Annotated in this window: 24 protein-coding genes and 1 pseudogene; 5 read left to right on the forward strand and 20 right to left on the reverse strand. The window is 73.1% G+C overall.

Features of this window, described 5'->3' with window-relative positions; all coding sequences use genetic code 11:
* Positions 1-385 precede the first annotated feature (385 nt).
* A complete protein-coding gene (locus ACZ49B_RS18060) occupies positions 386-1,351 on the reverse strand; it encodes a helix-turn-helix transcriptional regulator (RefSeq protein WP_468306651.1) in 966 nt (321 codons plus the stop codon).
* Positions 1,352-1,421: 70 nt separating this feature from the next.
* Positions 1,422-2,312, reverse strand: coding sequence for a LysM peptidoglycan-binding domain-containing protein (locus tag ACZ49B_RS18065; protein WP_468306653.1), 891 nt, complete (start codon positions 2,310-2,312; stop codon positions 1,422-1,424).
* A 299-nt stretch (positions 2,313-2,611) separates the two neighbouring features.
* Here ACZ49B_RS18065 and ACZ49B_RS18070 point away from each other — a divergent pair, with 299 nt between their 5' ends.
* Together ACZ49B_RS18070 and ACZ49B_RS18075 are read left to right on the forward strand one after the other, a co-directional pair.
* Positions 2,612-3,421, forward strand: a complete 810-nt coding sequence (locus ACZ49B_RS18070) for a hypothetical protein (RefSeq protein WP_133898441.1) — start codon at positions 2,612-2,614, stop codon at positions 3,419-3,421.
* A 199-nt stretch (positions 3,422-3,620) separates the two neighbouring features.
* Positions 3,621-4,109, forward strand: coding sequence for a hypothetical protein (locus tag ACZ49B_RS18075; RefSeq protein ID WP_468306656.1), 489 nt, complete (start codon positions 3,621-3,623; stop codon positions 4,107-4,109).
* A 19-nt stretch (positions 4,110-4,128) separates the two neighbouring features.
* Here the strand turns inward: ACZ49B_RS18075 and der are convergent, their stop codons facing one another.
* The 4 genes from der to ACZ49B_RS18095 all read right to left on the reverse strand — a co-directional run bounded on the left by der (position 4,129) and on the right by ACZ49B_RS18095 (position 8,213).
* On the reverse strand, positions 4,129-5,589 hold the full coding sequence (gene der, locus ACZ49B_RS18080; protein ID WP_468306658.1) for a ribosome biogenesis GTPase Der: 1,461 nt from the start codon (positions 5,587-5,589) through the stop codon (positions 4,129-4,131).
* A 76-nt stretch (positions 5,590-5,665) separates the two neighbouring features.
* On the reverse strand, positions 5,666-6,253 hold the full coding sequence (locus ACZ49B_RS18085) for a lysophospholipid acyltransferase family protein (protein WP_468306760.1): 588 nt from the start codon (positions 6,251-6,253) through the stop codon (positions 5,666-5,668).
* A gap of 56 nt (positions 6,254-6,309) precedes the next feature.
* On the reverse strand, positions 6,310-7,008 hold the full coding sequence (cmk, locus tag ACZ49B_RS18090; protein ID WP_468306660.1) for a (d)CMP kinase: 699 nt from the start codon (positions 7,006-7,008) through the stop codon (positions 6,310-6,312).
* 116 nt (positions 7,009-7,124) lie between these two features.
* Entirely contained in the window at positions 7,125-8,213 is a 1,089-nt protein-coding gene (locus ACZ49B_RS18095; RefSeq protein WP_468306662.1) for a prephenate dehydrogenase, read from the reverse strand.
* A 239-nt stretch (positions 8,214-8,452) separates the two neighbouring features.
* Between ACZ49B_RS18095 and ACZ49B_RS18100 the strand changes: the two genes are divergently transcribed.
* From ACZ49B_RS18100 to ACZ49B_RS18110, 3 genes are all read left to right on the forward strand, one after another.
* On the forward strand, positions 8,453-8,794 hold the full coding sequence (locus ACZ49B_RS18100; protein ID WP_468306663.1) for a DUF952 domain-containing protein: 342 nt from the start codon (positions 8,453-8,455) through the stop codon (positions 8,792-8,794).
* A gap of 93 nt (positions 8,795-8,887) precedes the next feature.
* Complete coding sequence (locus ACZ49B_RS18105) at positions 8,888-9,352, forward strand: Rieske (2Fe-2S) protein (protein ID WP_468306665.1); 465 nt, start codon at positions 8,888-8,890, stop codon at positions 9,350-9,352.
* A 28-nt stretch (positions 9,353-9,380) separates the two neighbouring features.
* Positions 9,381-10,088 (forward strand): nucleotidyltransferase domain-containing protein, encoded by a 708-nt coding sequence (locus ACZ49B_RS18110; RefSeq protein WP_468306667.1) that lies wholly within the window; start codon positions 9,381-9,383, stop codon positions 10,086-10,088.
* 90 nt (positions 10,089-10,178) lie between these two features.
* On the opposite strand, the pseudogene ACZ49B_RS18115 reads toward ACZ49B_RS18110, so the two are convergent.
* The 14 genes and pseudogenes from ACZ49B_RS18115 to ACZ49B_RS18180 all read right to left on the reverse strand — a co-directional run.
* A pseudogene (locus ACZ49B_RS18115) lies at positions 10,179-10,277 on the reverse strand (nucleotidyltransferase domain-containing protein); the annotation flags it as partial.
* Between the two features lie 21 nt (positions 10,278-10,298).
* Entirely contained in the window at positions 10,299-11,321 is a 1,023-nt protein-coding gene (locus ACZ49B_RS18120; protein WP_468306670.1) for an ADP-ribosylglycohydrolase family protein, read from the reverse strand.
* On the reverse strand, positions 11,318-12,061 hold the full coding sequence (locus ACZ49B_RS18125; RefSeq protein ID WP_468306673.1) for an NUDIX hydrolase: 744 nt from the start codon (positions 12,059-12,061) through the stop codon (positions 11,318-11,320). Before ACZ49B_RS18125 ends, ACZ49B_RS18120 begins: the two co-directional genes overlap by 4 nt.
* Positions 12,058-13,155: an AAA family ATPase gene (locus ACZ49B_RS18130; RefSeq protein WP_468306676.1), complete on the reverse strand. Its 1,098-nt coding sequence runs from the start codon at positions 13,153-13,155 to the stop codon at positions 12,058-12,060. Before ACZ49B_RS18130 ends, ACZ49B_RS18125 begins: the two co-directional genes overlap by 4 nt.
* Positions 13,152-13,748 carry a nicotinamide riboside transporter PnuC gene (gene pnuC, locus ACZ49B_RS18135; RefSeq protein WP_328621851.1) on the reverse strand — a complete coding sequence of 199 codons (597 nt, stop codon included), beginning with the start codon at positions 13,746-13,748 and terminating at the stop codon, positions 13,152-13,154. The genes ACZ49B_RS18130 and pnuC overlap by 4 nt, the downstream gene beginning before the upstream one ends.
* A 127-nt stretch (positions 13,749-13,875) precedes the next feature.
* Positions 13,876-15,408: a pseudouridine synthase gene (locus ACZ49B_RS18140; protein WP_468306679.1), complete on the reverse strand. Its 1,533-nt coding sequence runs from the start codon at positions 15,406-15,408 to the stop codon at positions 13,876-13,878.
* Entirely contained in the window at positions 15,408-16,028 is a 621-nt protein-coding gene (scpB, locus tag ACZ49B_RS18145) for an SMC-Scp complex subunit ScpB (RefSeq protein ID WP_468306682.1), read from the reverse strand. Before scpB ends, ACZ49B_RS18140 begins: the two co-directional genes overlap by 1 nt.
* Complete coding sequence (locus ACZ49B_RS18150) at positions 16,025-17,041, reverse strand: segregation and condensation protein A (protein ID WP_468306761.1); 1,017 nt, start codon at positions 17,039-17,041, stop codon at positions 16,025-16,027. The genes scpB and ACZ49B_RS18150 overlap by 4 nt, the downstream gene beginning before the upstream one ends.
* Positions 17,042-18,002: 961 nt before the next feature.
* Positions 18,003-18,494, reverse strand: a complete 492-nt coding sequence (locus ACZ49B_RS18155; protein WP_078613628.1) for a hypothetical protein — start codon at positions 18,492-18,494, stop codon at positions 18,003-18,005.
* Entirely contained in the window at positions 18,479-19,516 is a 1,038-nt protein-coding gene (locus ACZ49B_RS18160) for a ParA family protein (RefSeq protein WP_468306684.1), read from the reverse strand. Before ACZ49B_RS18160 ends, ACZ49B_RS18155 begins: the two co-directional genes overlap by 16 nt.
* A gap of 492 nt (positions 19,517-20,008) precedes the next feature.
* Positions 20,009-21,124, reverse strand: coding sequence for an alanine dehydrogenase (gene ald / locus ACZ49B_RS18165; protein WP_468306687.1), 1,116 nt, complete (start codon positions 21,122-21,124; stop codon positions 20,009-20,011).
* A gap of 151 nt (positions 21,125-21,275) precedes the next feature.
* On the reverse strand, positions 21,276-23,336 hold the full coding sequence (locus tag ACZ49B_RS18170) for a tetratricopeptide repeat protein (protein WP_468306690.1): 2,061 nt from the start codon (positions 23,334-23,336) through the stop codon (positions 21,276-21,278).
* Positions 23,337-23,613: 277 nt separating this feature from the next.
* Positions 23,614-24,243, reverse strand: a complete 630-nt coding sequence (locus ACZ49B_RS18175) for an NUDIX domain-containing protein (protein ID WP_468306764.1) — start codon at positions 24,241-24,243, stop codon at positions 23,614-23,616.
* Between the two features lie 89 nt (positions 24,244-24,332).
* Positions 24,333-25,970 carry a CTP synthase gene (locus tag ACZ49B_RS18180; protein WP_468306693.1) on the reverse strand — a complete coding sequence of 546 codons (1,638 nt, stop codon included), beginning with the start codon at positions 25,968-25,970 and terminating at the stop codon, positions 24,333-24,335.
* Positions 25,971-26,100: the final 130 nt, after the last annotated feature.

The raw sequence follows: 26,100 nt of genomic DNA on the forward strand, positions 1-26,100 counted from the left end.
GAGCCCCCTGCCCCCCCCCCCCTCCCCCCTTCCCCCCCCCCCCCCCCCCCCCCCCCCCCCCCCCCCCCCCCCCCCCCCCCCCCCCCCCCCCCCCCCCCCCCCTCGGCCGTTCCGGTCGTCCGCACCGTACACATGACCGGAACGTCAGCACCGCGCCCGGACGTTCGTCCGTACCGGGTCACGCTTGTGTCACGGAATGTCGACAGTTCTTTGACGGGGCGGACTTCACCCGGAGAGCCGCGGAAGTGAGTGCGGGCCATTCTTTTTCCGGCGCGCGAGATCTCCTCCGCACATCCCGTTTCGCATTTCGCCCGAGAGTCCCGGAATTTCCCCGGGGATTGCCGTGGTCCACCCTGCGCGGCCACGTGAACACCCCTCAGATTCCTTACATCTTCTCCACGGCCCGCCCGAGAAGGTCCCGCGCCGCTCTGATCCGGTCCGTCAGCTCCGGCGGCTCGAGCACCTCGAACTCACAGCCGAGCAGCATGACGTGAATGACGAGTACGTCGAGGTTCACGGCTCCGGTCCGCAGCAGGCAGCTCTCGGCGTCGACCGGCTCCAGGACCCCGTCGCTCGGCCCCACGATCCGGGCCGCCGCCTCCGCCGGGATCTTCAGCCGCAGCACCGCCCGGGCCGCGTACGCGGCCTGCGCCACGCCGCGCGACACGTACGCGGCGAGGTCCTCTGCGGGTGCCGGGCGCGGGGTGAAGCGCGGTCCGTGCGGCGGTCTGGGCTCGATCCGGTCGGCGCGGAAGGTCCGCCAGTCCTCCCGGTCCACGTCCCAGGCGACCAGGTACCAGCGCCGCTCGGTGCACACCAGCCGGTGCGGCTCCACCACGCGGCGGCTGGCGTTGCCCTCGTGGTCGCGGTACCCGAAGCGCAGCCGCTCGCTGTCCCGGCACGCGGCGGCGAGCTCGGTCAGCACGGAGGGGTCGACGGTGGCCCGGGCCGGCCCGCGCAGCATCGGCACGGTGAACTCGTTGAGCGCCGACACCCGCCGCCGCAGCCGCCCCGGCAGCACCTGCTCGAGCTTGGCGAGCGCCCGTACGGAGGCCTCCCCGATCCCCTCGACGCCGTTCCCCGCGGCCGTCCGCAGGCCCACCGCGACGGCGACGGCCTCGTCGTCGTCGAGCAGCAGCGGCGGCAGCTCGGCACCGGCGCCCAGCTGGTAGCCGCCGCCGGTGCCGGGGCTGGCGTTCACCGGGTAGCCGAGCTCCCGGAGCCGGTCCACGTCGCGCCGCACCGTCCTCGGGGTCACGCCGAGCCGCTCCGCGAGATCGGCGCCGGTCCATTCGCGGTGGGCCTGCAACAGGGACAGCAGGCGCAGCAGTCGTGCGGAGGTCTCCAGCATGCCGAGCAGTCTGCCGGTAGCCCGGCCGCCTTCCGAATCGCCCCCCGCGGGCCGCCGGGCCGAAACCCCGTCAGGGAGCGGGTACGGCTGCCGGAGCCGGACTGCGCCTCGGGCCGGGGCGCGTGGCCGGCGCGGGGACGGCGGGCTTCGCCGCCGGAGCGGCCGGTGGCTTCGGAACGGCCGACGGCCTCGGAACGGCCGGTGGCTTCGGAACCGCCGACGGCCTCGGAACGGCCGGTGGCTTCGGAACCGCCGACGGCCTCGAGACCGGGACCGGGGCGGCCGGAGTCGTCGGGACCGGCGTCGGGACCGGGGTCGGGACCGGTGTCGGGACCGGTGTCGGGGTCGGGACGGGGGCCGCCGGGGACGACGGCGGCAACGCCAGCAGCGTGCCGACCACCAGCGCCTTCGGCTGCGGCCCGAGCACCGCCCGGTTCGCCTCGTACAGCGCCTTCCACCCGCCCTTCACCCGGTAGCGCCGGGCGATCCCGTCCAGCGAGTCCCCGGCCCGGACCACGTGCATCCGGCCCGCCAGCCCGTACCGCTTCGAGCACACCGGCCACGCGTCCCACCCCTGGTCCGCCAGCACGTCCTCCGCCACCCGGATCTGCTGCTCCCGGCTCGCCAGATCGGCCCGCGCCGCGAACACCAGCCCCCCGTACTCCTCCCACGTCGGCTGCCAGAACTGCAGGCCCCCGTAGAAGCCGTTGCCGGTGTTGACCGCCCAGCGCCCGCTGCTCTCGCAGTCGGCCACGCAGTCCCAGGGCCATTGCCCGCCCGGCCCGCAGTCCCCCGGCCCGTTCCCGATGGTCCCGGGCGAGCCGGGGAAGGCCGCCCCCGCGGGCCCGGGCGCGGGGGGCGGCGGGGCCGCGCCGGCCCTCGACGGGAGTACGAGGACGAGAGCCAGCGCGGCGGCGGCAGCGGCCGCGGAAGCGGCCCGCCGGATCCGGAGGTCGGGCATCGCGTCACGCTACGCAGCCCCGCGCCGCCGGTCCGGGCCCGCCACGCTGGTGCGTCCCGCACCCCACCCGGTCGGCCGATCCGCCACCCCCTCCCGAAACGGCCAGGAGCAGCCATCAACTGCGCACACCCAGACAACAGTTGGCACGAAAACAAAGCCCCGGTCCGACCGTTCACCCCTCCGGGGGCCAGGTTCGATTCCGTTCCCTCCAACGGCGTGACCCCGGGAGCCGCTCAGCCGTTGAGCCCGGCGAGCCGGGAACCGCCCGGCCCCCGCTCGCCTAGTCCGAGGAGCCAGCCGTGCCCCGCATGCTCGACGTCAGTGATGAGGTACGTGCCGAGATCGGTGACGAAGAAGCCGAGAGGCTGCTCACCGGCGACGACGCACCGCGCAGCTACGACTGCACCTCCTGCCGCACTCCCGGGGACCCCGAGACCGACCGCACCAGCACGGTGCTGTTCGTCGGCGAGGAGACGGCCGTCCTCGCGTTCGCCCACGCCGGCTGCATCCCCTCCCAGGTGGTCACCGTCTCCGAGGAGCAGCTGCAGGGCGCGGTCCGCAGCATCACCGGCGACAGCCCCGCCGGCGGCGGATCCGCCGCGGCCGCACCGCAGAACGTGCCCGGCGGCCAGGCCGTCCTCGGCATCACCAGCGGCCTGGTCCTGATCGGCGGCGAGCTGCACCCCGCCCTCGTGGTCGAGCCGACCGCGCCGATCGCCCGCCCCGGCACCACCGGACCCGGTGACGACTTCCTGCCGCTGCTCATCGAGCAGGGGTTCATCCCGGTCACCGACACCGCCGAGCTGCCCTCCCCGCTCGCCGGCTGGTCGGTGCTGCTCGCCGCGGGCCTGCTGCACGCCGTGCTCCAGCCCGGCGCCGAGGGCGGCGGCCAGGTCGCCTGGTGGCAGGCGCACCAGCCGCTGTCGGTCACGGACGGCTGGCGGGCCGCCGTCAACAAGACCCAGCGCGTCCTCATCTACGCCGCCCCGGTCGGCTCCATCGGCCAGCAGCCCCGCGAGGACCTGCTCCGCGACGCGCTGGACAAGGCCGCCGCCGGCGGCAAGCTCGTGGCGGCCTCGATGCCGCTGGCAGGCACCCCCGGCGCCTGACGCCGGCAGGGATCCCGGAACGGCTGCGCCGCCCCTCCCACCAGGGGCGGCGCAGCCGTGTGCCGGTGGGGACGCCCCCACCGGCCATCTGCGTTTTCTGCCCCCTCGCCCGCATCCGCAGCGCCCCGGGTTCGTTGGCTGATACGTGCATTCATACGACCCCTCCCGCGCCCCTGCCCATGCGAGCACCGTCTCCCCGATGCGCCACGCAAGGGACCGGGACAGCGCTCCGGCCGCCCTCTCGCACACCCCGATCTACGACACGCTGTACTCGGAGTACCTGCGTGCCTTCCGGGCCCTGCCGGGCGACCGCACGGGCGAGGAGGACCTCGGGTTCACGGCGTTCTCGTACGGCGGCTCGTACACGGGCGGCGGCAGCTCGGCGTACGGCGGGGGCGGAGCGTACAGCGGCGCCGTCACCGCCGGCAGCGGCAGTGGCTCCGCGTACGGGGGCGGCTCGTACGGGAGCGGCTGGAACGGTTCCGCTTGGCAGACGGACCCGTGGCCGGCCGCGTACGCCCCGGCCCCCCAGCCCTCGTACGCGTACGCCGGGTCCTCCGCGGCCGGCGGCGGCGAGCACGGCGGCTCCTCCGGCACCGGCTCCGCATACGCCGGCGGGCGGCAGCACCAGACCGGAATGCACCACATCCCGGCGGCCCTGCCGCCCGCTCCGCGCCGGGGCTACTGACCCCGGAACACTGCCGCTGCTACTTCTTCTTGTACTGCGCGCCGCGCTTCTCGCGCACGCGCACGGAGATGTGGATCGGCGTCCCCTCGAAGCCGAACTCCTCGCGCAGACGGCGCTCGATGAAACGCCGGTAGCCGTGCTCCAGGAAGCCGGAGGCGAAGAGGACGAACCGCGGCGGCTTGCTCCCCGCCTGGGTGCCGAACAGGATGCGGGGCTGCTTGCCGCCGCGGATCGGGTGCGGGTGGGCCGCGACGACCTCGCCGAGGAAGGCGTTCAGCCGGCCGGTCGGGACGCGCGTCTCCCAGCCCGCGAGGGCCGTCTCGATCGCCGGGACCAGCTTCTCCATGTGACGGCCGGTGAGCGCCGAGACGTTGACGCGGGGCGCCCAGGCGACCTGCTGCATCTCGGTCTCGATCTCGCGCTCGAGGTAGTAGCGGCGCTCCTCGTCGAGCTCGTCCCACTTGTTGTACGCGATCACGATCGCGCGGCCGGCGTCGACGGCCATCGTGATGATGCGCTGGTCCTGGACGCTGATCGTCTCGGTGGTGTCGATCAGGATGACCGCGACCTCCGCCTTCTCGACGGCGGCGGCCGTGCGCAGCGAGGCGTAGTAGTCGGCGCCCTGCTGGAGGTGCACCTTCTTGCGGATGCCCGCGGTGTCCACGAACTTCCAGGTGACGCCGCCGAGCTGGATCAGCTCGTCGACCGGGTCGCGGGTGGTGCCGGCCAGCTCGTTGACGACGACCCGGTCCTCCTTCGCGACCTTGTTGAGCAGCGAGGACTTGCCGACGTTCGGGCGTCCGATGAGCGCGATGCGCCGGGGCCCGCCCACCGGGGCGCCGCCGAACGTCTGCTCGGGCGCCTCGGGCAGCGCGTCGAGGACGGCGTCGAGCATGTCGCCCGTACCGCGGCCGTGCAGCGAGGAGACCGGGTGCGGCTGGCCGAGGCCCAGGGACCACAGGGAGGCCGCGTCGGACTCGCCGCTCTGGCCGTCGACCTTGTTGGCGCACAGGACGACGGGCTTGCCGGCCCGGCGCAGCAGCTTGACGACGGCCTCGTCGCTGTCGGTGGCGCCGACCTTGGCGTCGACGACGAAGACGACCGCGTCGGCGGTCTCGATGGCGTACTCGGCCTGGGCGGCGACGGCGGCGTCGATGCCGAGGACGTCCTGCTCCCAGCCACCGGTGTCGACGACCTTGAACCGGCGGCCGGCCCACTCGGCCTCGTACGTGACGCGGTCGCGGGTGACGCCGGGCTTGTCCTCGACGACCGCCTCGCGGCGGCCGATGATGCGGTTCACCAGGGTCGACTTGCCGACATTGGGGCGGCCGACGACGGCGAGCACGGGCAGCGGCCCGTGGCCGGCCTCCGCGATCGCGCCCTCGACGTCCTCTACGTCGAAGCCTTCCTCCGCGGCGAGCTCCATGAACTCCGCGTACTCGGCATCGCCGAGCGCTCCGTGGTCGTGCTGGTCGTTCATGAAGTCCGTTCCTCGTCGTTCGTGGTGGTCGGTGGTGCCCGCGCAGCGCGGTTCCACTACTAGGGTCAAGTCTCGCTCAGCGCCCGGTCAGGCGCTTGGCGTCGGCCAGGTGGGCGGTCAGCCTGCTCTGGATGCGTACGGTGGCCTCGTCCAGGGCCGTTTTGGTGCGGCGGCCGGTGCCGTCGCCCGCGTCGAAGGCGGAGCCGAAGACGACGTCGACCCTGCTCTTGAAGGGCGGCAGCCCGCGGACCAGCCGCCCTTGGCGCTCGGTGCTCCCCAGCACGGCCACGGGCACGACGGGAGCGCCGCTGCGGACCGCGAAGTACGCGAGCCCGGCGCGCAGCGAGGCGAAGTCGCCCTCGCCCCGGGTGCCCTCGGGGAAGATCCCCAGGGCCCCGCCGTTGTCGAGCACCGCGAGCGCCTTGCTGATCGCGCCCCGGTCCGCGCCCGTACGGTCGACCTTGACCTGGCCGATCCCGTCCAGGAACGGGCCGAGCGGGCCGACGTACGCCTCCTTCTTGACGAGGAAGTGCAGCGGCCGCGGCGCGGTGCCCATGACCATGGGCCCGTCGATGTTGTGCGCGTGGTTCACGGCAAGGATGACGGGACCCGAGGCGGGCACGCGCCAGGCGCCCAGTACGCGCGGTTTCCACAGCCCGTACATGAGGCCGATGCCGATCCGCCGCCCGAGCGCCGCACCCTTGGGGGAGGGCGTTCCGCTCACTTGCGCCCCGCCCGCTTCTCTTCCACCAAGGTCACGACGCACTCGATCACCTGGTCGAGCGTGAGCTCGGTGGTGTCCACCTCGACGGCGTCGCCGGCCTTGGCCAGCGGGGAGGTCTTGCGGCCCGAGTCGGCGGCGTCGCGCTTGATCAGGGCTTCCCTGGTGGCCGCGAGGTCCGTGGCCTCCTTGCCGCGCAGCTCACCGCTGCGGCGCGCGGCGCGGGCCTCGGGCGACGCGGTCAGGAAGATCTTGAGGTCGGCGTCGGGCAGGACGGTGGTGCCGATGTCCCGCCCCTCGACGACGATCCCGCCCTCCGCCGCGGCGGCGATGGAGCGCTGGAGCTCGGTGATCAGGGTGCGCACCTCGGGGACGGCGCTGACGGCGCTGACCTTGGAGGTGACCTCCTGCGTGCGGATCGGTCCGGAGGCGTCCAGGCCGTCGACCGTGATGGTCGGCGCGGCCGGGTCCGTACCGGAGACGATGCCGGGCTTGCCGGCCGCCACGGCGATGGCGTGCGGATCGTCGGTGTCGATCCCGTTGGTGATCATCCACCAGGTGATGGCCCGGTACTGGGCACCGGTGTCCAGGTAGCGCAGCCCGAGCTTGGCGGCCACGGCCTTGGAGGTGCTGGACTTGCCCGTGCCGGAGGGACCGTCGATGGCGACGATCACGGCGGACGGAGCTGCGGTTTCCACGGTGCGGGCACCTTCCTGGTTGCGCGTACGTGTCCGGGCGCGCCAAAGCGCCCCTCACCAAGGTTACCGGCCCCCGGCACCGGCGCCGCCCAGTACCGGGGAGGCGGCCCGCGGGACTACTGCTGGCGCAGGGCCCAGCCCCGTTCGCGCAGCTCCGCGGTGAGGGCGGCGGCCGCCCTCGGGTCGACCATCAGCTGTACCAGACCGGCCTGCTGGCCCGTGGCGTGCTCGATCCGTACGTCCTCGATGTTGACCCCGGCCCGCCCGGCGTCGGCGAAGATCCGCGCGAGCTCGCCCGGCTGGTCGCTGATCAGGACGGCGACCGTCTCGTACGCGATGGGCGCCGCGCCGTGCTTGCCCGGCACCCGGACCCGGCCCGCGTTGCCCCGCTTCAGCACGTCCTCGATGCCGGCCGCGCCGCCGCGCCGCTTCTCGACGTCCGCGGACTGGAGCCCGCGCAGCGCGTCGACCGTGGCCTCCAGGTCGGAGGCGATCCCGGCGAGGACGTCGGCCACCGGGCCCGGGTTCGCGGAGAGGATCTCCACCCACATCCGCGGATCGGAGGCGGCGATCCGCGTCACGTCCCGGATCCCCTGCCCGCACAGCCGTACCGCCGTCTCGTCGGCCTCCTCGAGGCGCGCCGCGACCATGCTGGACACCAGCTGCGGGGTGTGCGAGACCAGCGCCACCGCCCGGTCGTGCGCATCGGCGTCCATGACCACCGGTACGGCCTTGCACAGGGCCACCAGCTCGAGCGCCAGGTTGAGCACCTCGTGGTCGGTGTCCCGGGTCGGGGTCAGCACCCAGGGCCGGCCCTCGAAGAGGTCGGCCGTCGCGGCCAGCGGCCCCGACTGCTCCTTGCCGGCCATGGGGTGGGTCCCGATGTACGCGGTGACGTCCACGCCGAGGGCCGCGAGCTCCCGGCGCGGACCGCCCTTGACGCTGGCCACGTCCACGTACGCGCGGGCCACGCCGCGGCCGATCGCGTCGGCCAGGGTCGCCGCCACGTGGGCCGGCGGTACGGCGACGATCGCGAGGTCGACCTGGCCGTCGGGGGCCTCGTCGGTGCCGGCGCCGAGGGCGGCGGCCGTACGGGCCTGGGCGGGATCGTGGTCGGCGAGGTGGACGGTGATCCCGCGGGCGGTCAGGGCGAGCGCCGCGGAGGTGCCGATCAGTCCGGTTCCGATGACGACGGCGGTTCTCACGGGGCGCTCCAGGGATGCGGATACGGATACAGATGCGGATGCGGATACGGGTGGGCACCGGGTACGGGTGCCTCACGGCACGTCAGGGCCAGGGTAGCCAGCGCACACGGCACGACGGCCCGGCAGCCCGTCATGTGGGACGGCGGCCGGGCCCTCGGCGCACGATCAACCTCGCCCACTCCGCCCCGAGCCGCCACTCGGTACGGGAAGTCGGCGGCGGCTGCGGTAAAACCGTCGGCATGATCTTCCACATCGTTCCGCTCGCCGACTGGACCGCCGCGCCCGAGCTCCCGTACGCCCCCTCCTCACTCGACTCCGAAGGCTTCGTGCACTGCTCGGCGGACCGCCCGACGGTGCTCGAGATCGCGGACGCGCACTACCGCGACGTACCGGGTCCGCTGCTGGCCGTCGAGCTCGACGAACGGGCCCTGACCTCGGAGGTCCGCCGCGAGGGTGAATCCGGCGGCCGCTACCCGCACGTCCACGGCCCGCTGGACCGGGCGGCCGTGGTCCGCGTCTGGGAGGTCGTCCGTACTGCGGGCGGCCCGGCGGAACTGACCCCGTGGGGGCAGGGGTCCTGAGCCCGGCGGCGCGGGGGCTTCTCCTGCGGCCCGGGACGCGCCAGGATGCTGCTCGCCATCCCCCCATGCCGGACCGGATCGAGGAGCAACCCCATGAGCGACCCCACGCCGACCGCCCGTCGCACGGTACTGGCGGCAGGTGCCGCCGCCGCGCTGGCCGGCGGCACGCTCACCGCGTGCGGCGGCGAGGACAAGAACCCGAAGAGCGAGCCGGGCAGCGCCTCCACCCCGCAGGCGGCGCAGACCCCCTCGCCCGGGGCGGGTACGGGCAAGGCCCTGCTGAAGTCCTCTGCCGTACCGGTGGGCGGCGGCACGATCCTCAAGGAGGAGAAGCTGGTCGTCACCCAGCCCACGGCCGGGTCCTTCCGCTGCTTCACGGCGGTGTGCACGCACCAGGGCTGCCTCGTGAACAAGGTGGAGGCCGGCACCATCGACTGCCCCTGTCACGGCAGCAAGTTCGAGATCGCGGACGGCGCCGTGGCCCACGGCCCGGCCACCCGCCCCCTGGCGGAGAAGAAGATCACGGTGGCTCCGGACGGCAATATCTCGCTCGCGTAGCGCAGCCGCGCCCGCCTACGCTCCCCGGATGAACGAGCAGTCGACGCCCGCGGAAGCCCTGAACCTCACCCTGGTACGCGACCACACGGTCTACGCGTGCGTCATGGGCTCCCGGGCGTTCGGCCTGGCCACGGAGGACAGCGACACCGACCGGCGCGGCGTCTACCTGGCCCCGACCCCTCTCTTCTGGCGCTTCGAGAAGCCGCCGACGCATGTGGAGGGCCCGCGGGAGGAGGAGTTCTCCTGGGAGCTGGAACGCTTCTGCGAACTCGCCCTGCGCGCCAACCCGAACATCCTGGAGTGCCTGCACTCCCCGCTGGTGGAACGGCTGACTCCGGTGGGCGAGGAACTCCTCTCCCTGCGGGAGGCCTTCCTCTCCCGCAGGGCCCACACCACCTTCACCCGGTACGCGGCGTCCCAGCACGCCAAACTCGTCGCGGACGTCCGCATCCACGGCGCCCCGCGCTGGAAGCACGCCATGCACCTGCTGCGCCTGCTCCTGTCCTGCCGCGACCTCCTGCGCACGGGCCGCCTGACGATCGACGCCACCGAGCACCGCGACCGCCTCCTGGCGGTCAAACGCGGCGAACTCACCTGGCCCGAGGTCGACACCTGGATGACCCGCCTGACGACGGAGTCGGAAACGGCCCTGACCACCACCCCCCTGCCCCCGGAACCGGACCAGGCCCGCGTGGAGGACTTCCTCCTCCGCACCCGCCGCGCGTCAGCCGTCTAGCTGACGACACCGGACGACGAGGTCGTCGAGCGCGTCGTACGCCGACACCTGCGCCGACAGCGCGGACGCGGGATCCGGCCGTGCCGGCCGCCGGGCCGTGTTGCGCAGGTCGTGGGTGACGAGGTCCCCCGGCTCGCGCAGGCCGAGCAGGGCCGACGCCGGCAGGAGGTGGGCCCCGCGCAGGTCGATGCTCAGTGCATCCAGCATGGATCAAGCATCCCAGAGGGTGCCGAAGGCCAGGAGTTCGTCCCGGTACTCGATGCGGCCCTCCCAGTCGCGGGGCCAGACGTCCGGGCCCAGGTGGGCGCCTGCGAAGGCGCCGGCCAGGCAGGCGATCGAGTCCGAGTCGCCCCTCGTGCAGGCTGCGCGGCGCAGGGCCGTCAGCGGGTCCTCCGGGAAGAGGAGGAAGCACTGGAGGGCCGTGGCCAGGGCCTCCTCCGCGATCCAGCCGTCGCCCGTCGTCAGGCACGGGTCCGTTTCCGGGGACGGGGTCCGAAGGGCCGCCGTCAGGCGGTCCAGGGCCGTCAGGCAGTCGTCCCAGCCGCGGGCGATGAAGGACTCCGGGGTCGCGTCCGACGCCGTGCGCATCCACAAGTCGCCCAGCCAGCGCTCGTGGTAGTGGGTGCGGTGGTCCAGGGCGTACGAGCGGAGCTGGCCGACCAGGCCCGTCACCTCCGTGCCTTGCGCGAGAAGGTGGACCGCCCGGGCCGTGAGGTCCGAGGCAGCCAGGGCCGTCGGGTGACCGTGGGTCAGGGCCGACTGGAGCTGGGCCGCGCCGGCGCGTTCCTCCTCCGTCCAGCCGGGGACCAGGCCCGCCGGGACCACCCGCATGTTGGCCCCGCAGCCCTTGGAGCCGATCTGGCTCGCGTCCCGCCAGTCCCGGGCGGGGTCGTTCAGCAGATTGCACGCCCGCAGGCACGTGTTGCCGGGCGCCCTGTTGTTCTCCGGTGAGTGGTACCAGTCGACGAATTCGTCGCGGACCGGGCGGGTCAGCCTCAGCGGGCCGATCCGGCCGCGCTCCGTTGCCGTCCGGATGCCGCGCGCCAGGGCCAGCGTCATCTGGGTGTCGTCCGTGACGATCGCCGGGCGGGGCAGCTCCATCTGCCGCCAAGGACCGGTCTTCGCCAGGATCGACGGGACGTCGTTGAACTCGGTCGGGAAGCCCAGCGCGTCGCCGAGGGCGAGGCCGACGAGGGCTCCGGTCGCCGCCGGCTTCTTCGGGGCCAGGGTCATTTCCGGTGTCCTTCCGTGGGGCGGAGCAGGGGCGGGTGCAGGGCGGTCGCCGGGCCCGCCCGGTACAGCGCGGCCGGTTTGCCGCGGCCTCCGGTCAGCCGGGCGGCTCCCGGGACGGCCTCGACGAAGCCGGGCGTGGCCAGGACCTTGCGGCGGAAGTTGGGGCGGTCCAGGGCGGTGCCCCAGACGGTCTCGTAGACGGACTGGAGCTCCCCGAGGGTGAATTCGGGCGGGCAGAACCCCGTCGCCAGGCAGGTGTACTCGAGCTTCGCGCCGACCCGGGACCGGGCGTCCGCCAGGATCAGCGCGTGGTCGAAGGCCAGGTCCTCCGCAGCCTCCCCGGCCTCCCCCACCGGCACCCAGCGCGCCTGGGCCGCGTCGCCGCCGCCGTGCGCCGCCGGCTCCGGCATGTCCGGGACCAGGGCGGTGAAGGCCACCGAGACGACCCGCATCCGGGGGTCGCGGTCCGGTTCGCTGTACGTGCGCAGCTGCTCCAGGTGGAGCGCGGCGACGACCGCCTCCGACAGGCCGGTCTCCTCGGCCAGTTCCCGGCGGGCCGCCGTCTCCGCGGACTCCCTGGGCAGCAGAAAGCCGCCGGGCAGCGCCCAGGCTCCCGCGTACGGCTCCTGCCCGCGCCGGATCAGCAGCACGTGCAGCGCCCCGCCCCGTACGGTGAACACCGCCAGGTCGACCGTCACCGCGAAGGGTTCGAACGCGTGCGGGTCGTAGGCCGTCGTCATCGGTGCTCCGGCAGCGGGTCCGCGAAGTGCCAGCCTCCGGCGAGCAGTTCGTCGACGGCCGCGACGGCCGTCGCCAGCCGCGTCTCACGGTCCCCGCGCAGGGTCAGGAAGCGCCTGCCCGTGCACGTGAGTTCCTCGCGGAAGCGGTCCGTCATCCAAGGTCTCAGGTGCGCTCCGTCGCGCAGGCCGTCGTCCTCGAAGGGCACGTCCGCGTGGTCCGTGAGGAGGTACAGGTCCCGGTGCGTCAGCGCGGCGATCTTCTCGACCTCCTCGCTGCGCCCTCCCGTGTACCGCTCGTGCCAGATGCCGGTCGCGAAGGAGTCGGTGTCGCAGATCAGCACCGGTGAACCCGTCCGGGCCGCCCGCTCCTCCTCCGCGTCCTGCCGCCGCGCGATCACCGGGAACTCCTCGGACCCGAAGGACACGTCCTCCCAGGTCGCCGCCGGGTCCGCCGCCCGCGCCGCCGCGAGCTTCTCCTCGCTGTACGTGCGCCCGTACTCCGCGACCCAGCCCGTACCGGCCCAGACCCCGCCGCGCGCCCGGTAGTGGGCCGCGAGCGCCCGCGACAGGGTCGTGGTACCGGTCGACTCGGCGCCGAGTACGACGATCCGCCGGGTCAGGGCGGCGCGTACGCCCGGCCCCAGGAACTCCCAGTTCCCGGCCGGGTCCGCCCGTACCGCCGTCCCGGAGACGGGGAACCGCGTCCGCCCCGGGTCCACGCAGACCTCCTCGGCCCCGAACCGCCGGGCGAGCTCGCTCCCGTACTCCTCCGAGGTGAAGACGGCGTCGACCGGCCCGGGCACCGCGCCCCGGAAGACCGCCATGTGCGCCTCCCAGACCGCCGGGTCGTGCAGGTCGACCGGGATGTCGTCGACGGCGCCGACGACGTCCGCCCCCGGGTGCGCCTCGCACATCCAGGCCACCCGGTCGGCGAGCGGCACCGATTCCACCGAGGCGGCGCACACCAGCACGGTCAGCCGCTCGCACTGCTCCTGGGCGGTGCGCACGAGGTGGTGGTGGCCGGCGTGCGGCGGGTAGAACTTGCCCAGCACCAGCCCGTGCCCGAAGCGCTTCGTCCCGCTGATGCCGCTCATGCCGCCGCCTCCGCCGCCGTACGGGCGCCCCGCGCCGGCAGCGTGCGCCGCCAGCCGAGCAGGCCGACCACGCAGAGCGCGAGGAAGCCGACGTACAGGGCAGAGGTCAGGTACAGCCCCTTGTAGGCGTACAGCGGGATGTACACGAGGTCGGCGGCGATCCACAGCCACCACGACTCGACGAGCTTGCGGCACTGCCCGTACGTGGCCATGAGCGAGAGCCCGGTGGTCAGGGCGTCCCAGAACGGGACGGTGGAGTCGGTGACCCGGCTGAGCAGGAGCGTGAGCCCGAGCACCCCCACCGCCCCCGCCGCGGCCAGTACGGCCCATTCGGTGCGCGTGGTGCGGCGCACCGGCAGGGCCTCTGCGGATCCTGGTCCACCCCCGTGGGTCCAGGACCACCAGCCGTACGCGGCGAGGGCGATGAAGACGATCTGGAGCCCGGCGTCGGCGTACAGGCCGGACCGGGCGAAGAGCACGATGAAGAAGACGTTGTTGGCGATGCCGATCGGCCAGTTCGCGACGTGCTGCCGGGCGACGAGCCAGACGCACAGGGCTCCGGTGGCGAAGCCCAGGATTTCGGTCCAGCTCATGACGGCCGACCCCCCTCGTTCTTTAATGGTCATATTGACTATAAACAGGAGGGCGGGTCCCTGACAAGCGAAAAGCCCGCAGTGCCACGGGGGCACTGCGGGCTTTCGTCTCTCAGGAGCGGAGGGGCTACAGGCCGACCTCGCGCATGAGCATGCCGACCTCGGTGTTCGTCAGGCGGCGCAGCCAGCCGGACTTCTGGTCGCCCAGCTCGATCGGGCCGAAGGAGGTGCGTACGAGCTTCTCGACCGGGAACCCGGCCTCCGCCATCATGCGGCGGACGATGTGCTTGCGGCCCTCGTGGAGGGTCACCTCGACCAGGTAGTTCTTGCCGACCTGGTCGACGACGCGGAAGTGGTCGGCGCGGGCGTACCCGTCCTCCAGCTCGATGCCGTCCTTGAGGCGCTTGCCGATCTCGCGCGGGAGCGGGCCGGTGATGGCGGCGACGTACGTCTTCTTCACGCCGTACTTCGGGTGCGTGAGGCGGTGGGCCAGCTCACCGTGGTTGGTGAGGAGGATGATGCCCTCGGTCTCGGTGTCGAGCCGGCCGACGTGGAAGAGCCGGGTCTCGCGGTTGGTGACGTAGTCGCCGAGGCACTGGCGGCCGTCCGGGTCCTCCATGGTGGAGACGACACCGGCAGGCTTGTTCAGCGCGAAGAACAGGTACGACTGGGTGGCGACCGTCAGGCCGTCGACCTTGATCTCGTCCTTCGGCTGGACGCGCTTGCCCTGCTCCAGCACGATCTCGCCGTTGACCTCGACGCGGGCCTGCTCGATGAGCTCCTCGCACGCGCGGCGCGAGCCCATGCCGGCACGGGCGAGCACCTTCTGCAGGCGCTCGCCTTCCTCCTCGGCGCCCGGGAAGGTCTTCGGGGTCTTGATCACGGGCTTTTCGGCGTACCGGTCGCGCACGCGCTCCTCGATCCGCGCGTCCAGCTCGCGCGGGCGGGACTGGCCGCTGCGGCTGCCGGGGCCGCGGCGCGGGCCGCCGGCCCCGCCGATGCCGGGGGTCTTGGAGGTGCGGGGTCCGCCCTTGGCGCCGCCGCGCGCCGCGTCGCCGCGGGCACCGCCACCGCGGTTGCCGTCGGCCGCGCCGCGGGCACCGCCGCCGCCGGCCTTGGCGCCGCCGCGGCTGCGCTCGCCCTCGGGGCCGACGTCGTAGCGGCGCTCCTCGGGGCGGGGGTTGCGGATGCGGGGGGCCTGCTCGCGGTCGCGGTCACGCGAGTCGGAGCCGCCGCCCTGGTAACCGCCACCGGAGCTGCCGCCGCTGCGGTAGCCACCGCCGGAGCTGCCGCCACGGGAGCCACCGCCCTGGTAGCCACCGCCGGAGCTGCCGCCACGGGAGCCACCGCCCTGGTAGCCACCGCCGGAGCTGCCGCCACGAGAGCCACCGCCCTGGTAGCCACCGCCGGAGCTGCCGCCACGAGAGCCACCGCCCGAGCCGCTGCCGGAGCTGCCGCCACGAGAGCCACCGCCCTGGTAGCCACCGCCGGAGCTGCCGCCACGAGAGCCACCGCCCGAGCCGCTGCCACCGCCGGAGCCGCTACCGCGGTAGCCACCACCGCCACCGCTGGAGCTGCCGCCGCGGGAGCCACCGCGCCCGCCACCACCGCCGCCGCTGTTCCTGTTGCCGCCACCGTTGCCGTTGCCGCTGCTTCGCATCAAAGTTCCGTCGTCTTGTCGTCTTCATCGGTATCCGGTGCATCCGGATCGAACGACGGAACACCCTCTTGCGTCTCGGCTTCGATCGCGTCCGCCTCGGGGAGGAAGGGCGCGAGCTCCGGGAGCTCGTCCAGGCCACGCAGGCCCATCCGCTCCAGAAAGTAGTTCGTCGTCCTGTACAGGATCGCACCTGTTTCGGGTTCCGTGCCCGCCTCGGCCACCAGACCGCGCTGGAGCAGGGTCCGCATGACCCCGTCGCAGTTCACTCCGCGGACCGCCGAGACCCGCGAGCGGCTCACCGGCTGGCGGTACGCGACGACCGCCAGGGTCTCCAGCGCGGCCTGCGTCAGCCGGGCCTGCTGGCCGTCCAGTACGAAGCGCTCGACGGCGTCCGAGTACTCCGCCCGGGTGTAGAAACGCCAGCCGCCGGCGACGAGCCGCAGCTCGAAGCCGCGCCCCTGGACGGTGTACTCGTCGGCCAGTTCGCGCAGGGCGTCCGCGACCTCGCGCGGGGTGCGGTCCAGCACCTTGGCGAGGTGCGCCTCGGTCGCGGGCTCGTCCACGACCATGAGGACGGCCTCCAGGGCCGGCTTCAGTGCGAGCTCGGCCACGTCGCTCATTCCTTGACCTCCACGATCTGATCGAACTCGTCGGTGACGGTCGGCATCCCGTCGCCGTCCCCGCCGCTCCAGCGGACGGTGAGCGTCCGCAGGGCTTCCTCCTGGTCGAGGACCACCGCCTTCTCGCGGTAGAGCTCGAGAAGGGCCAGGAAGCGCGCCACGACGGTGAGCGTGTCCTCGGCGTCCTCGGTGAGCTCCTGGAAGGTGGCCTCGCCGCGCGCCTTGAGCAGCGCGACCACCACGGCGGCCTGTTCGCGCACGCTGACGAGCGGGGCGTGGATGTGGTCGACGTACACCTGCGGCTTGGCCTTGGGCTGCATGGCCTTGACCGCCAGCCGGGCGAACCCCTCGGCGCCGATGCTGATGACGACCTCGGGCAGGAGCTCCGCGTGGTGGTCCTCGAGGCCGACGGTACGGGGGTAGCGGCGGCCCTCGGCTTCGGCCCGCTGCTCGAAGATCTCGGCGATCTGTTTGTACGCGCGGTACTGCAGCAGGCGGGCGAAGAGCAGGTCGCGGGCTTCGAGCAGGGCGAGGTCGGCCTCGTCCTCGACCTCGGCGGCGGGCAGCAGGCGGGCGGCCTTCAGGTCGAGCAGGGTGGCGGCGACCACGAGGAACTCGGTGGTCTGGTCGAGGTCCCAGTCGGGGCCCATGGCGCGGATGTGCGCCATGAACTCGTCGGTGACCTTGGAGAGGGCGACCTCGGTGACGTCGAGCTTGTGCCGGGAGATCAGCTGGAGCAGCAGGTCGAAGGGCCCCTCGAAGTTGGCGAGCCGCAAGGTGAACCGCCCGTCGGCGCCCGCGGACGCTCCCGCTGGGCCCTCCACGGGCTCCTGCGGGGCCCCTGCGGGCGCGTCAGCGGTCTCGGGGGGCCGGACGGAGTCCTCGCCCGCCACGTCGGCCACGGGCCCCTCAGGGGGCACGTGGGCGTCCGGCGGCTCGGTCGCGGTCTGGGCACCCGGCCCGCGCCCCAGACTGCGGCGGGCGGGGCGGCCGGGATCGGCGGGAAGGGGCATCACGGTCCAAGGCGGTACGGAGGGGGTCGGCGGCCACCCCCAAGGCTGCCACGCTCCCCCCACCCCCCTCCCCCGGACCCGCCCGGGGAGGAGGGTGGGGACCGGCTGGGGTTCCGGCCGGGGCCGGAGGCCGCGGGGCGGGAGCGGGAGGTCGACCGGCGGAACGGGGGAAGCCACGGAGCCGGGAGCTCCGCCCGGGGACCCGCCGGGTACCGGCCGGGTACCCGCCGGGTACCGGCCGGGTACCGGCCGGGTACCGGCCGGGTACCGGCCGCGGGGCGGGAGCGGGAGGTCGACCGGCGGAACGGGGGAAGCCACGGAGCTGGGAGCTCCGCCCGGGGAGGGGGGTGGGGACGGGCCGGGTACCGGCCGGGGTTCCGGCCGGGGCCGGAGGCCGCGGGGCGGGAGCGGGAGGTCGACCGGCGGAGTGGGGGAGCCACGGAGCCGGGAGCGCGAGATCCCCACCGGGGTGCAGTCGAAGCAGGGCCCGGCGCCCGCCCTCCCCGCCTTCCGACCGCCCGTCACGGGCCCTCACGTCGAATGGGGCACCGGTCACCACGGGTAAGGGGGTCCACCGGTCGCAATCGTCATCAGATCGACATCGGCCACGGTCACGGCCGACGGACAGCGCCCGGTGATCGGATGGTGCGGGTACGTGGGCCGGGACGACGGTGGGGGCGTCCTGAGGTGCGGGGAAGACGAGCCGCAGGCCGCATCCGGCATCAGGCCCGGCGGGCAGGGGCGGCTGCGGGCCTGCTTGCGGGGCATGCCCCGCACCCGCCCGGCACCGCGCCGCGGAAAACACCGCCATCACCACGGGTCCCCATCACCGGCCGCCGGCCCGGCAACGCCCGGCGCCCAGCCGGTCCACCGGTCAGGCGTCAGTCGGCAGGCGTCAGGCGTCAGGCGGAGACGACAGGCGTCAGGCGGCAGCCCGCCCACCCGTCAGCCAGTCAGCCGCTCAGCGGCCGCGGAGTCTGCGGACCAGGATGCTCGCGTCGCCGCGGGACTCCAGGTCCGCCAGGACGACCGCCACCGCCTCGCGGACGATGCGGCCGCGGTCGACCGCCAGACCGTGCTCCCCGCGCAGCACCAGCCGCGCGTGCTCCAGGTCCATGAGCTCCTCGGCGGAGACGTAGACCGTGATCTTCTCGTCATGCCGTTCCCGCCCGCTGGGCCGACGGTTCGCCCCGCGGCCCTGGCCCTTGCCCCGCCGGGGTTCCGGACTGACAGAACCTTCCTGCGGGCGCCGGGGTGCAGCCACCACCGGCTCCGTACCGGCCGCGGCCTCCCGGCTGCGGCCCTCCCCCGCCGTGCCCTCCGCCGAAGCCGCCGCGTGCTCCCCGGCGGGTGTCTCCTCCGGGCCCCGCCTCGGAGAGGACGACTGCAGCGCCATCCCCCCGGTCGTACGGAACAGTTCGTCGGCTCCGGGCAGACTCACTCGGCGGGACACCGGGCGAGCACCTCCCTGGCCAGCTGGCGATAGGCGGCGGCCCCGACGGAGTTGGAGGCGTACGTGGTGATCGGCTCACCGGCGACCGTGGTCTCCGGGAAGCGCACCGTCCGGCCGATGACCGTGTGGTAGACGTGGTCGTCGAAGGCCTCGACGACGCGCGCCAGCACCTCACGGCTGTGCACCGTACGGGAGTCGTACATCGTGGCGAGGATGCCGTCGAGCTCCAGCTCGGGGTTGAGCCGCTCCTGCACCTTCTCGATGGTCTCGGTCAGCAGCGCCACACCGCGCAGCGCGAAGAACTCGCACTCCAGGGGCACGATGACCTTGTGAGCCGCCGTCAGGGCGTTCACGGTCAGCAGGCCGAGCGAGGGCTGACAGTCGATCACGATGTAGTCGTAGTCGGCCATCAGGGGTTTCAGCGCCCGCTGCAGCGTCGACTCTCTCGCGACCTCGCTGACCAACTGCACTTCTGCAGCGGACAGGTCGATGTTGCTCGGCAGCAAGTCCATGTTGGGGACCGCCGTCTTGAGCAGCACCTCGTCGGCCGACATGCCCCGCTCCATGAGCAGGTTGTAGACCGTCAGGTCGAGTTCCATCGGGTTCACGCCGAGGCCCACGGACAGTGCGCCCTGCGGGTCGAAGTCGACGAGCAGCACGCGGCGCCCGTACTCGGCGAGTGCGGCGCCCAGGTTGATGGTCGACGTCGTCTTGCCCACGCCGCCCTTCTGGTTGCACATCGCGATGATCTTCGCCGGACCGTGGTCGGTCAGCGGACCCGGGATCGGGAAGTACGGCAGCGGCCGTCCGGTCGGGCCGATCCGCTCACGGCGCTGGCGGGCAGCGTCGGGGGCGAGGGTGGCCGCGTACTCGGGGTCGGGCTCGTACTCCGCGTCCGGGTCGTAGAAGTGCCCCTCGGGCACATTTTCGTAGTCGGCGAAACCCGCGGGCTTTTCGCCGCTCAGGTCGCCGGCCCTGGAGTTCACGTCTAGGCCGTCCATGCTCTTTTGGGGCGTCGTCATGTGCTGGTGGTTTGCGAAGGTGCGGACCGCGACGGAGCCGACCTCTTCGAGTCCGGCGGGTCCTTGGCCCCGGTCCGGGGGTACCTCCGCGCCTGCAGGACGCTGGGGGCGCGTCCCTGCTCGACCACCTCCGGGAGCAAATGTCGACTCATTCACAAGTCGTCTTACCTCCTCGGACGTGACCAGGACACTTATCGATAGGTCAGCGTGGCACCATGCCGACGGTTGGCGACTCTATGGCGTGTCACCACTCAGCGGCAACACAATCCGTCGGACCGGCAACGATGTGTCGGCAACCGAACACCACTCTGTCAAGGGCGTCCGGGCTGTCGCTGCGAAGTTTCGCGGGTGTGCGAAAGGGTTAAAGGGTTACGTTCGAGGCGAGTTGAGCCGCGCCCGTTCGCCCCTCGCAAACGCGTCCGGCCGGACCTTGCGGGCAAGGTCCGGCCGGATACGTGAGATTGACGTCAGTCGTTGACGGGGTCTGACCGATCAGCCGAGCAGCGTGCTCAGCTCGAGGGTCGGCAGGCCGTGGGCCTCGGCGACCGGGCCGTAAACGACCTGGCCGTCATGGGTGTTGAGGCCCAGTCCGAGCGCGGGGTCACGACGCAGCGCCTCGACCCAGCCGAGGTTCGCGAGCTGCACGATGTAGGGCAGCGTGGCGTTGGTCAGCGCGTAGGTGGAGGTGTTCGGCACCGCGCCCGGCATGTTGGCGACGCAGTAGAAGACCGAGTTGTGGACCTGGAAGGTCGGCTCGGCGTGGGTGGTCGGACGGGAGTCCTCGAAGCAGCCGCCCTGGTCGATCGCAATGTCGACAAGGACACTTCCGGGCTTCATCTTGGCGACGAGCTCGTTGGTGACCAGCTTCGGGGCCTTCGCACCCGGGATCAGCACCGCGCCGATGACGAGGTCGGCCTCGACGACGGCCTTCTCCAGCTCGTAGGCGTTGGAGACGATCGTCTTGATCTTCGTGCCGAAGATCTTGTCGGCCTCGCGGAGCTTGTTGATGTCCCGGTCGAGCAGGGTCACGTGGAAGCCCATGCCGATGGCGATCTGCGCGGCGTTCCAGCCGGAGACGCCGCCGCCGATGACCACGCACTCGCCGGCGTGGGTGCCGGGGACACCGCCGGGGAGCACGCCGCGGCCGCCGGCCGAGCGCATCAGGTGGTAGGCGCCGACCTGCGGGGCCAGGCGGCCCGCGACCTCGGACATCGGGGCGAGCAGCGGCAGCGCGCGGTTGGCGAGCTCGACCGTCTCGTACGCGATGGCGGTGGTGCCGGACTCCAGGAGGGCGTCCGTGCACTCGCGGGAGGCCGCCAGGTGCAGGTAGGTGAAGAGGGTCTGGTCCTTGCGGAGGCGGTGGTACTCCTCGGCGATGGGCTCCTTGACCTTCAGCAGCAGGTCGGCGGTGGCCCAGACCTCGTCGGCGGTGCCGAGGATCTCGGCGCCGGCGGCGACGTACTCCGCGTCCGTGATCGAGGAGCCGACACCGGCGTTCTGCTCGATGAAGACCTGGTGGCCGTTACGGACCAGCTCATGCACGCCGGCGGGCGTGATGGCGACCCGGAACTCGTTGTTCTTGACCTCGCGGGGGATGCCGACCTTCATCGTCGATCACGGTCCTTGGCTCAGGGGATTTTCGGGGCACTTCCATACATACCCGCCCACAAGAACGCGCAACGGGATGCACCACGGGATGTCGTGGTGAAGCCAGTCTAATGAAGGACGACGCGCTGTCTAGCCTTGCAAACCAATAATCTCAGTCGGAACCACTACGGATTTCGCAGGCTGCGGGGTCGTCTCCCAGCAATCTGTCGGCCGCCGAGCGGTGCAGCCTTGCAGCGGCCGGGTCGCCCAGCCGGTCGAGGGTGTCGGCGAGGCGCACCTGGAGCGCGGCCTGAAGCCGCAGGTCTCCGGCCCGGCGCGCGAGCTCCACCGCCTCCCGGCAGGTGTGCAGGGATTCCTCGGGCCGCCCGGCGTACTCCTGGATTCGCGCCATCTCGCTCAACGCCTTTGCCTGGCCCGGCACATCGGCCAGTTTCCGGTACCCCGCGGCGGCGGTCCGCCAGCTGCGCAGCGCGTCCCCGTAGCGGCCGGCGTACGTGTGCACGTTGCCGAGCCGTCCGTACAGCCGGGCCTCGTCCGCCCGCTCCCCGCGCGCGAGGGCCTGGGTCAGGGCCCGGCCGAACCAGTCGGCGGCCCGGTGCCAGTCCGCGAGCTCCTGGTAGGCGCCGCCTACGGATTCCATCGCGCGGCCGGTCGCGTACGGGTCGTTCGCCGCCCGTCCCGCGTCCAGTGCGGCCCGGTACCGCTCGAGCGCCTCCTGGGTGCGGCCGGTCTCGGCGTCCAGGTCGGCCAGGTTCAGCAGGGCCGCGGCCTGCTCCCGGTGCAGGTCGCGGCGCTCGGCCACGTCCAGGACCAGGCGGTGCAGCCCGTACAGCTCGGGGGCGGCCGCGGTGGTGCCGCGGTGCTCCGCGAGGGCCCGTACGAGGGCCGCGACCAGCCGGCGCGCCAGGGTGTCCAGCCCGCCGTCGGCCACGGCCAGGGAGGCGGCCGCGGACAGCGCGGGCAGCCGGGTGTCGAGCCAGGTGGCGGCGGCCCGCCGGTCGGGGAAGCGCAGGGCGCGCGGCAGCCCGTCCAGCTTCTCGCGTACGTCCGTCACGCCCGCCCCGTCCTCCTCGGGTTCGGCCATGACCCGGCAGGAGTGCAGCAGGCGTACGGTGCGCTCCAGCATCCGGGCCCGGGCCAGCTGGACCTCGGCCGCGCGCTCCTTGGTCTCCAGCAGGGCCTGGAGCAGCGGGGCGAGGCAGCCGGGCAGCAGGAAGAGCCCGCCCGAGGCGTGGCGGACGAGGCCCAGCCCGGCGAAGTCCTCGAGCGTGGACTGGGCGGCGGCCACGGAGCATCCGGCGAGGGCGGAGGCGGTGTGCGAGTCGACGATCCCGGCGGGGGCGAGCGGCAGCAACCGGAGGGTGCGCTGGGCGGGCTGCGGCAGGGACTCGTAGACGAGGCGGAAGCCGCGCCCGAGCGGGCCGCTGGTGCCGGGGGGCATGTCGTGGAGCTGCTTGGCCACGTCGGAGACGGCGGCCTTGGGATGCGCGGCGAGCCAGCCGCCGACCAGCGCCAGCGCGGCGGGCTGGCCCCCGCACTCCTCGGCGAGGGCCTCGGCGGCGCGGGGGTCGACGGTGATCCGGGTGTCCCCGATGCGCTGCGCGAGCATCTGGACCCCGGAGGGGGTGTCCAGCCCGCCGAGGGTGCAGGGGCGGACATCCGGAATGCCGGTGAGGGGCCCTTCGGCGGTGATGACGACGAGGCACTCGGGGGTGTCGGGCAGCAGGGCGTCGACCTGGTACGGGTCGGCCGCGTCGTCGACGAGCAGGATCATCCGCCGCCCGGCGAGTGCGCTGCGCAGGGTGGAGCTGAGCTCGTCCTCGGCGGCGCCGGGGGGTGTGGCCTCCCCCAGCCCCTCCAGCAGGGTCCGGATCGCCCGCTCGGTGGCCACGGTCTCCCCGCCGGGGGCGGTGAGGCGCACCTTGATCACCCCGTCGGGGTAGTCCTCGGCGACCTCGCGGACGAACGCCTCGGCGAGGGCGGTGCGGCCCGACCCGGGCCGGCCGGCGATGAGCAGTACGCGCGCCCGGGGTGCCTTGGCCTTGCGGCCCGAGAGGGTGTCGAGCCCGGTCCGTGCGATGTCCTCGCGCAGCTCCTTGAGCTCACGCCGCCGCCCGACGAAATCCGTCACGGATCCGCTCCTCTCCCTGCCTTCGGGTTGCGAGCGTAGTTCACGCAGAGCGACGACCCGTGTGGAGCGCGGCGGACACATCGCCCAATCGGATCAACAGATGGTCACACCACGCCCCGTGGCCGCGCCCCCCGCCCGGTGCCCGGCTGCCGGCCGCTCACACGGGTCCGCCTGCGCCGCGCCGGTGTCCGGCACCTGCCCGGCGGTCGGGGCGCTCGGCGGGCACCCGGCCCTCTGCCGGCCGCCACGACTCCCGCCGGTCCACGCCGCCACCCGGCCGGCGCCGGGTGCGCCGGGCTGCGCCCGTACCCGGCGTCACGGTTGTCCCCGGGGTGCGCCGGCAGTGGTCCCGCTGCGGCTACGCCTCGTACGGGCGGGCCGGCCAGGGGGTCTGGGGCGGGCGGAGGGCGTCGAGGCCGCCCGGGGCGGCGAGCGCCGCGGACAGGGCCAGGGCTCCCGTCACCAGGCCCGGGTTGCCCAGCCGGCCCTCCAGGATGCCGCTGACCAGGTCGGCGAGGGGGACGCGGTCGATCTCCATGTCCGCCTCCTCCTCCGAGACCTGGTACCGCTCCCCCTCCGCCTCGGAGAGGCCCCGCGCCAGGAAGACCCGGATCGCCTCGTCCGACCCGCCCGGGGACGCGAAGAAGTCCGCGAGCACCCGCCAGTCCTCCGCCTTGACGTGGGCCTCCTCGTACAGCTCCCGCTGGGCCGCGTGCAGCGGGTTCTCACCGGCTACGTCGAGCAGCCCGGCCGGGAGCTCCCACAGCTTGTGCCGTACGGGGTGCCGGTACTGGCGCAGGACCAGTACGCGGCCCTCGTCGTCCAGTGCCAGGACGCACACCGATCCGGGATGCACCTGGTAGTCCCGGCGCACCACCGACCCGTCCGGCATGCTCACCTGCTCCGAGCGGACAGCCGTCTTCGCGCCCTCGAACGGGGTCCGTGAGGCGATGACCTCCCACGACTCCCCGTTGTCCGCGATGCCCATGGCCATGATCCGTACCCCGTGCCTTTCCGAAAACGCGACAGCCGGGGCAAGAGCCTTGCCCCGGCTGTCTACGTTATGCGGTCAGGCCGTCACTTGGCGGCCTGCTGGCGCTCGACCGCCGCCTTGACCAGGCCCGCGAACAGCGGGTGCGGGCGCGTCGGGCGCGAGCGCAGCTCCGGGTGGGCCTGGGTGGCCACCAGGTAGGGGTGCACCTCGCGCGGGTACTCGACGTACTCGACGAGCTTGTTGTCCGGGGAGGTGCCGGAGAAGACGATGCCCGCCTTCTTCTCCAGCTCGCCGCGGTACGCGTTGTTGACCTCGTAGCGGTGGCGGTGGCGCTCGTCCACGTACGCCTGGTCGCCGTAGACCTCGCGCACGATCGAACCCTCGGCGAGCTTCGCCGGGTACATGCCCAGGCGCATCGTTCCGCCCAGGTCGCCCGCGCCCTCGACGAAGGCCAGCTGCTCCTCCATCGTGGAGATCACCGGGTGCGGGGTGGAGGCGTCGAACTCGGTGGAGTTCGCGTCCTCGATGCCCGCCAGGTTGCGCGCGGCCTCGATGACCACGCACTGCAGGCCCAGGCACAGGCCGAGCAGCGGGATCTTGTTCTCGCGGGCGTAGGTGATCGCGCCGACCTTGCCGTTGACACCGCGGTCGCCGAAGCCGCCGGGCACGCAGATCGCGTCCACGTCGCCGAGCACCTCCGCGGCGCCCGCCGGGGTCTTGCAGTCGTCGGAGGTGACCCACTTGATCTGGACGCGGGCCTTGTTGGCGAAACCGCCGGCGCGCAGCGCCTCGGTCACCGACAGGTACGCGTCGGGCAGGTCGATGTACTTGCCGACGAGCGCGACCTTGACCTCGTGGTGGGGGTTGTGGACGCGGTCGAGGAGGTCCTCCCAGACCGTCCAGTCGACGTCGCGGAACGGCAGGTCGAGCTTGCGCACGACGTACGCGTCGAGGCCCTCGGTGTGCAGCACCTTCGGGATGTCGTAGATCGACTTGGCGTCGATCGCCGCGACGACGGCCGCCTCGTCCACGTCACACATCAGCGAGATCTTCCGCTTGATGGAGGTGGGGACGTCGCGGTCGGCGCGCAGCACGATCGCGTCGGGCTGGATGCCGATGTTGCGCAGGGCCGCGACCGAGTGCTGGGTCGGCTTGGTCTTCAGCTCGCCGGAGGGGCCGATGTAGGGCAGCAGCGAGATGTGCACGACGAAGACGTTGTCGCGGCCGACCTCGTGGCGGACCTGGCGGACGGTCTCCAGGAACGGCAGCGACTCGATGTCGCCGACGGTGCCGCCGACTTCGGTGATGACGACGTCGACGTCCTCGGTCGCCATGCGGCGGATGCGGTGCTTGATCTCGTTGGTGATGTGCGGGATGACCTGCACGGTGTCACCGAGGTACTCGCCGCGCCGCTCCTTGGCGATGACCTGCGAGTAGACCTGGCCGGTGGTGACGTTCGCCGAGCCGTCGAGGTCGACGTCGAGGAAGCGCTCGTAGTGGCCAATGTCCAGGTCGGTCTCGGCGCCGTCGTTGGTGACGAACACCTCGCCGTGCTGGAACGGGTTCATCGTGCCCGGGTCGACGTTCAGGTACGGGTCGAGCTTCTGCATCGTGACCCGCAGGCCGCGCGCCTTGAGCAGCGCACCCAGGCTGGAGGCCGTCAGGCCCTTGCCGAGGGACGAAGCGACACCCCCGGTGACGAAGATGTGCTTGGTCGTCATGGCTGTGCTGTTTCGAAAAGCAGCGGGCGGCGTCGCCAAGAGGGGGCTCCCGTGGTCGCGAAGTGAAGGTGCGTCCGGCGCCGGCCACCATCGAACCGGAGGCTCTCAGGGGGCGCCGAAGCTGCGGTTT

It is taken from the genome of Streptomyces sp. NPDC031132 (genome assembly GCF_055570595.1).

Bases quoted from the DNA above. Each gene is read 5' to 3' on its own strand.
- ACZ49B_RS18150 (WP_468306761.1), bottom strand. From the start codon at position 17,041: ATGCCCCTTCCCGCCGATCCCGGCCGCCCCGCCCGCCGCAGTCTGGGG.
- ACZ49B_RS18120 (WP_468306670.1), bottom strand. From the start codon at position 11,321: ATGACCCTGGCCCCGAAGAAGCCGGCGGCGACCGGAGCCCTCGTCGGC.
- ACZ49B_RS18105 (WP_468306665.1), top strand. From the start codon at position 8,888: ATGAGCGACCCCACGCCGACCGCCCGTCGCACGGTACTGGCGGCAGGT.
- ACZ49B_RS18100 (WP_468306663.1), top strand. From the start codon at position 8,453: ATGATCTTCCACATCGTTCCGCTCGCCGACTGGACCGCCGCGCCCGAG.
- ACZ49B_RS18180 (WP_468306693.1), bottom strand. From the start codon at position 25,970: ATGACGACCAAGCACATCTTCGTCACCGGGGGTGTCGCTTCGTCCCTC.
- ACZ49B_RS18170 (WP_468306690.1), bottom strand. From the start codon at position 23,336: ATGTGTCCGCCGCGCTCCACACGGGTCGTCGCTCTGCGTGAACTACGC.
- ald (WP_468306687.1), bottom strand. From the start codon at position 21,124: ATGAAGGTCGGCATCCCCCGCGAGGTCAAGAACAACGAGTTCCGGGTC.
- scpB (WP_468306682.1), bottom strand. From the start codon at position 16,028: ATGAGCGACGTGGCCGAGCTCGCACTGAAGCCGGCCCTGGAGGCCGTC.
- ACZ49B_RS18065 (WP_468306653.1), bottom strand. From the start codon at position 2,312: ATGCCCGACCTCCGGATCCGGCGGGCCGCTTCCGCGGCCGCTGCCGCC.
- ACZ49B_RS18160 (WP_468306684.1), bottom strand. From the start codon at position 19,516: ATGACGACGCCCCAAAAGAGCATGGACGGCCTAGACGTGAACTCCAGG.
- pnuC (WP_328621851.1), bottom strand. From the start codon at position 13,748: ATGAGCTGGACCGAAATCCTGGGCTTCGCCACCGGAGCCCTGTGCGTC.
- ACZ49B_RS18110 (WP_468306667.1), top strand. From the start codon at position 9,381: ATGAACGAGCAGTCGACGCCCGCGGAAGCCCTGAACCTCACCCTGGTA.
- ACZ49B_RS18140 (WP_468306679.1), bottom strand. From the start codon at position 15,408: ATGCGAAGCAGCGGCAACGGCAACGGTGGCGGCAACAGGAACAGCGGC.
- ACZ49B_RS18175 (WP_468306764.1), bottom strand. From the start codon at position 24,243: ATGGGCATCGCGGACAACGGGGAGTCGTGGGAGGTCATCGCCTCACGG.
- ACZ49B_RS18060 (WP_468306651.1), bottom strand. From the start codon at position 1,351: ATGCTGGAGACCTCCGCACGACTGCTGCGCCTGCTGTCCCTGTTGCAG.
- ACZ49B_RS18130 (WP_468306676.1), bottom strand. From the start codon at position 13,155: ATGAGCGGCATCAGCGGGACGAAGCGCTTCGGGCACGGGCTGGTGCTG.
- ACZ49B_RS18075 (WP_468306656.1), top strand. From the start codon at position 3,621: ATGCGCCACGCAAGGGACCGGGACAGCGCTCCGGCCGCCCTCTCGCAC.
- ACZ49B_RS18085 (WP_468306760.1), bottom strand. From the start codon at position 6,253: ATGTACGGGCTGTGGAAACCGCGCGTACTGGGCGCCTGGCGCGTGCCC.
- der (WP_468306658.1), bottom strand. From the start codon at position 5,589: ATGAACGACCAGCACGACCACGGAGCGCTCGGCGATGCCGAGTACGCG.
- ACZ49B_RS18125 (WP_468306673.1), bottom strand. From the start codon at position 12,061: ATGACGACGGCCTACGACCCGCACGCGTTCGAACCCTTCGCGGTGACG.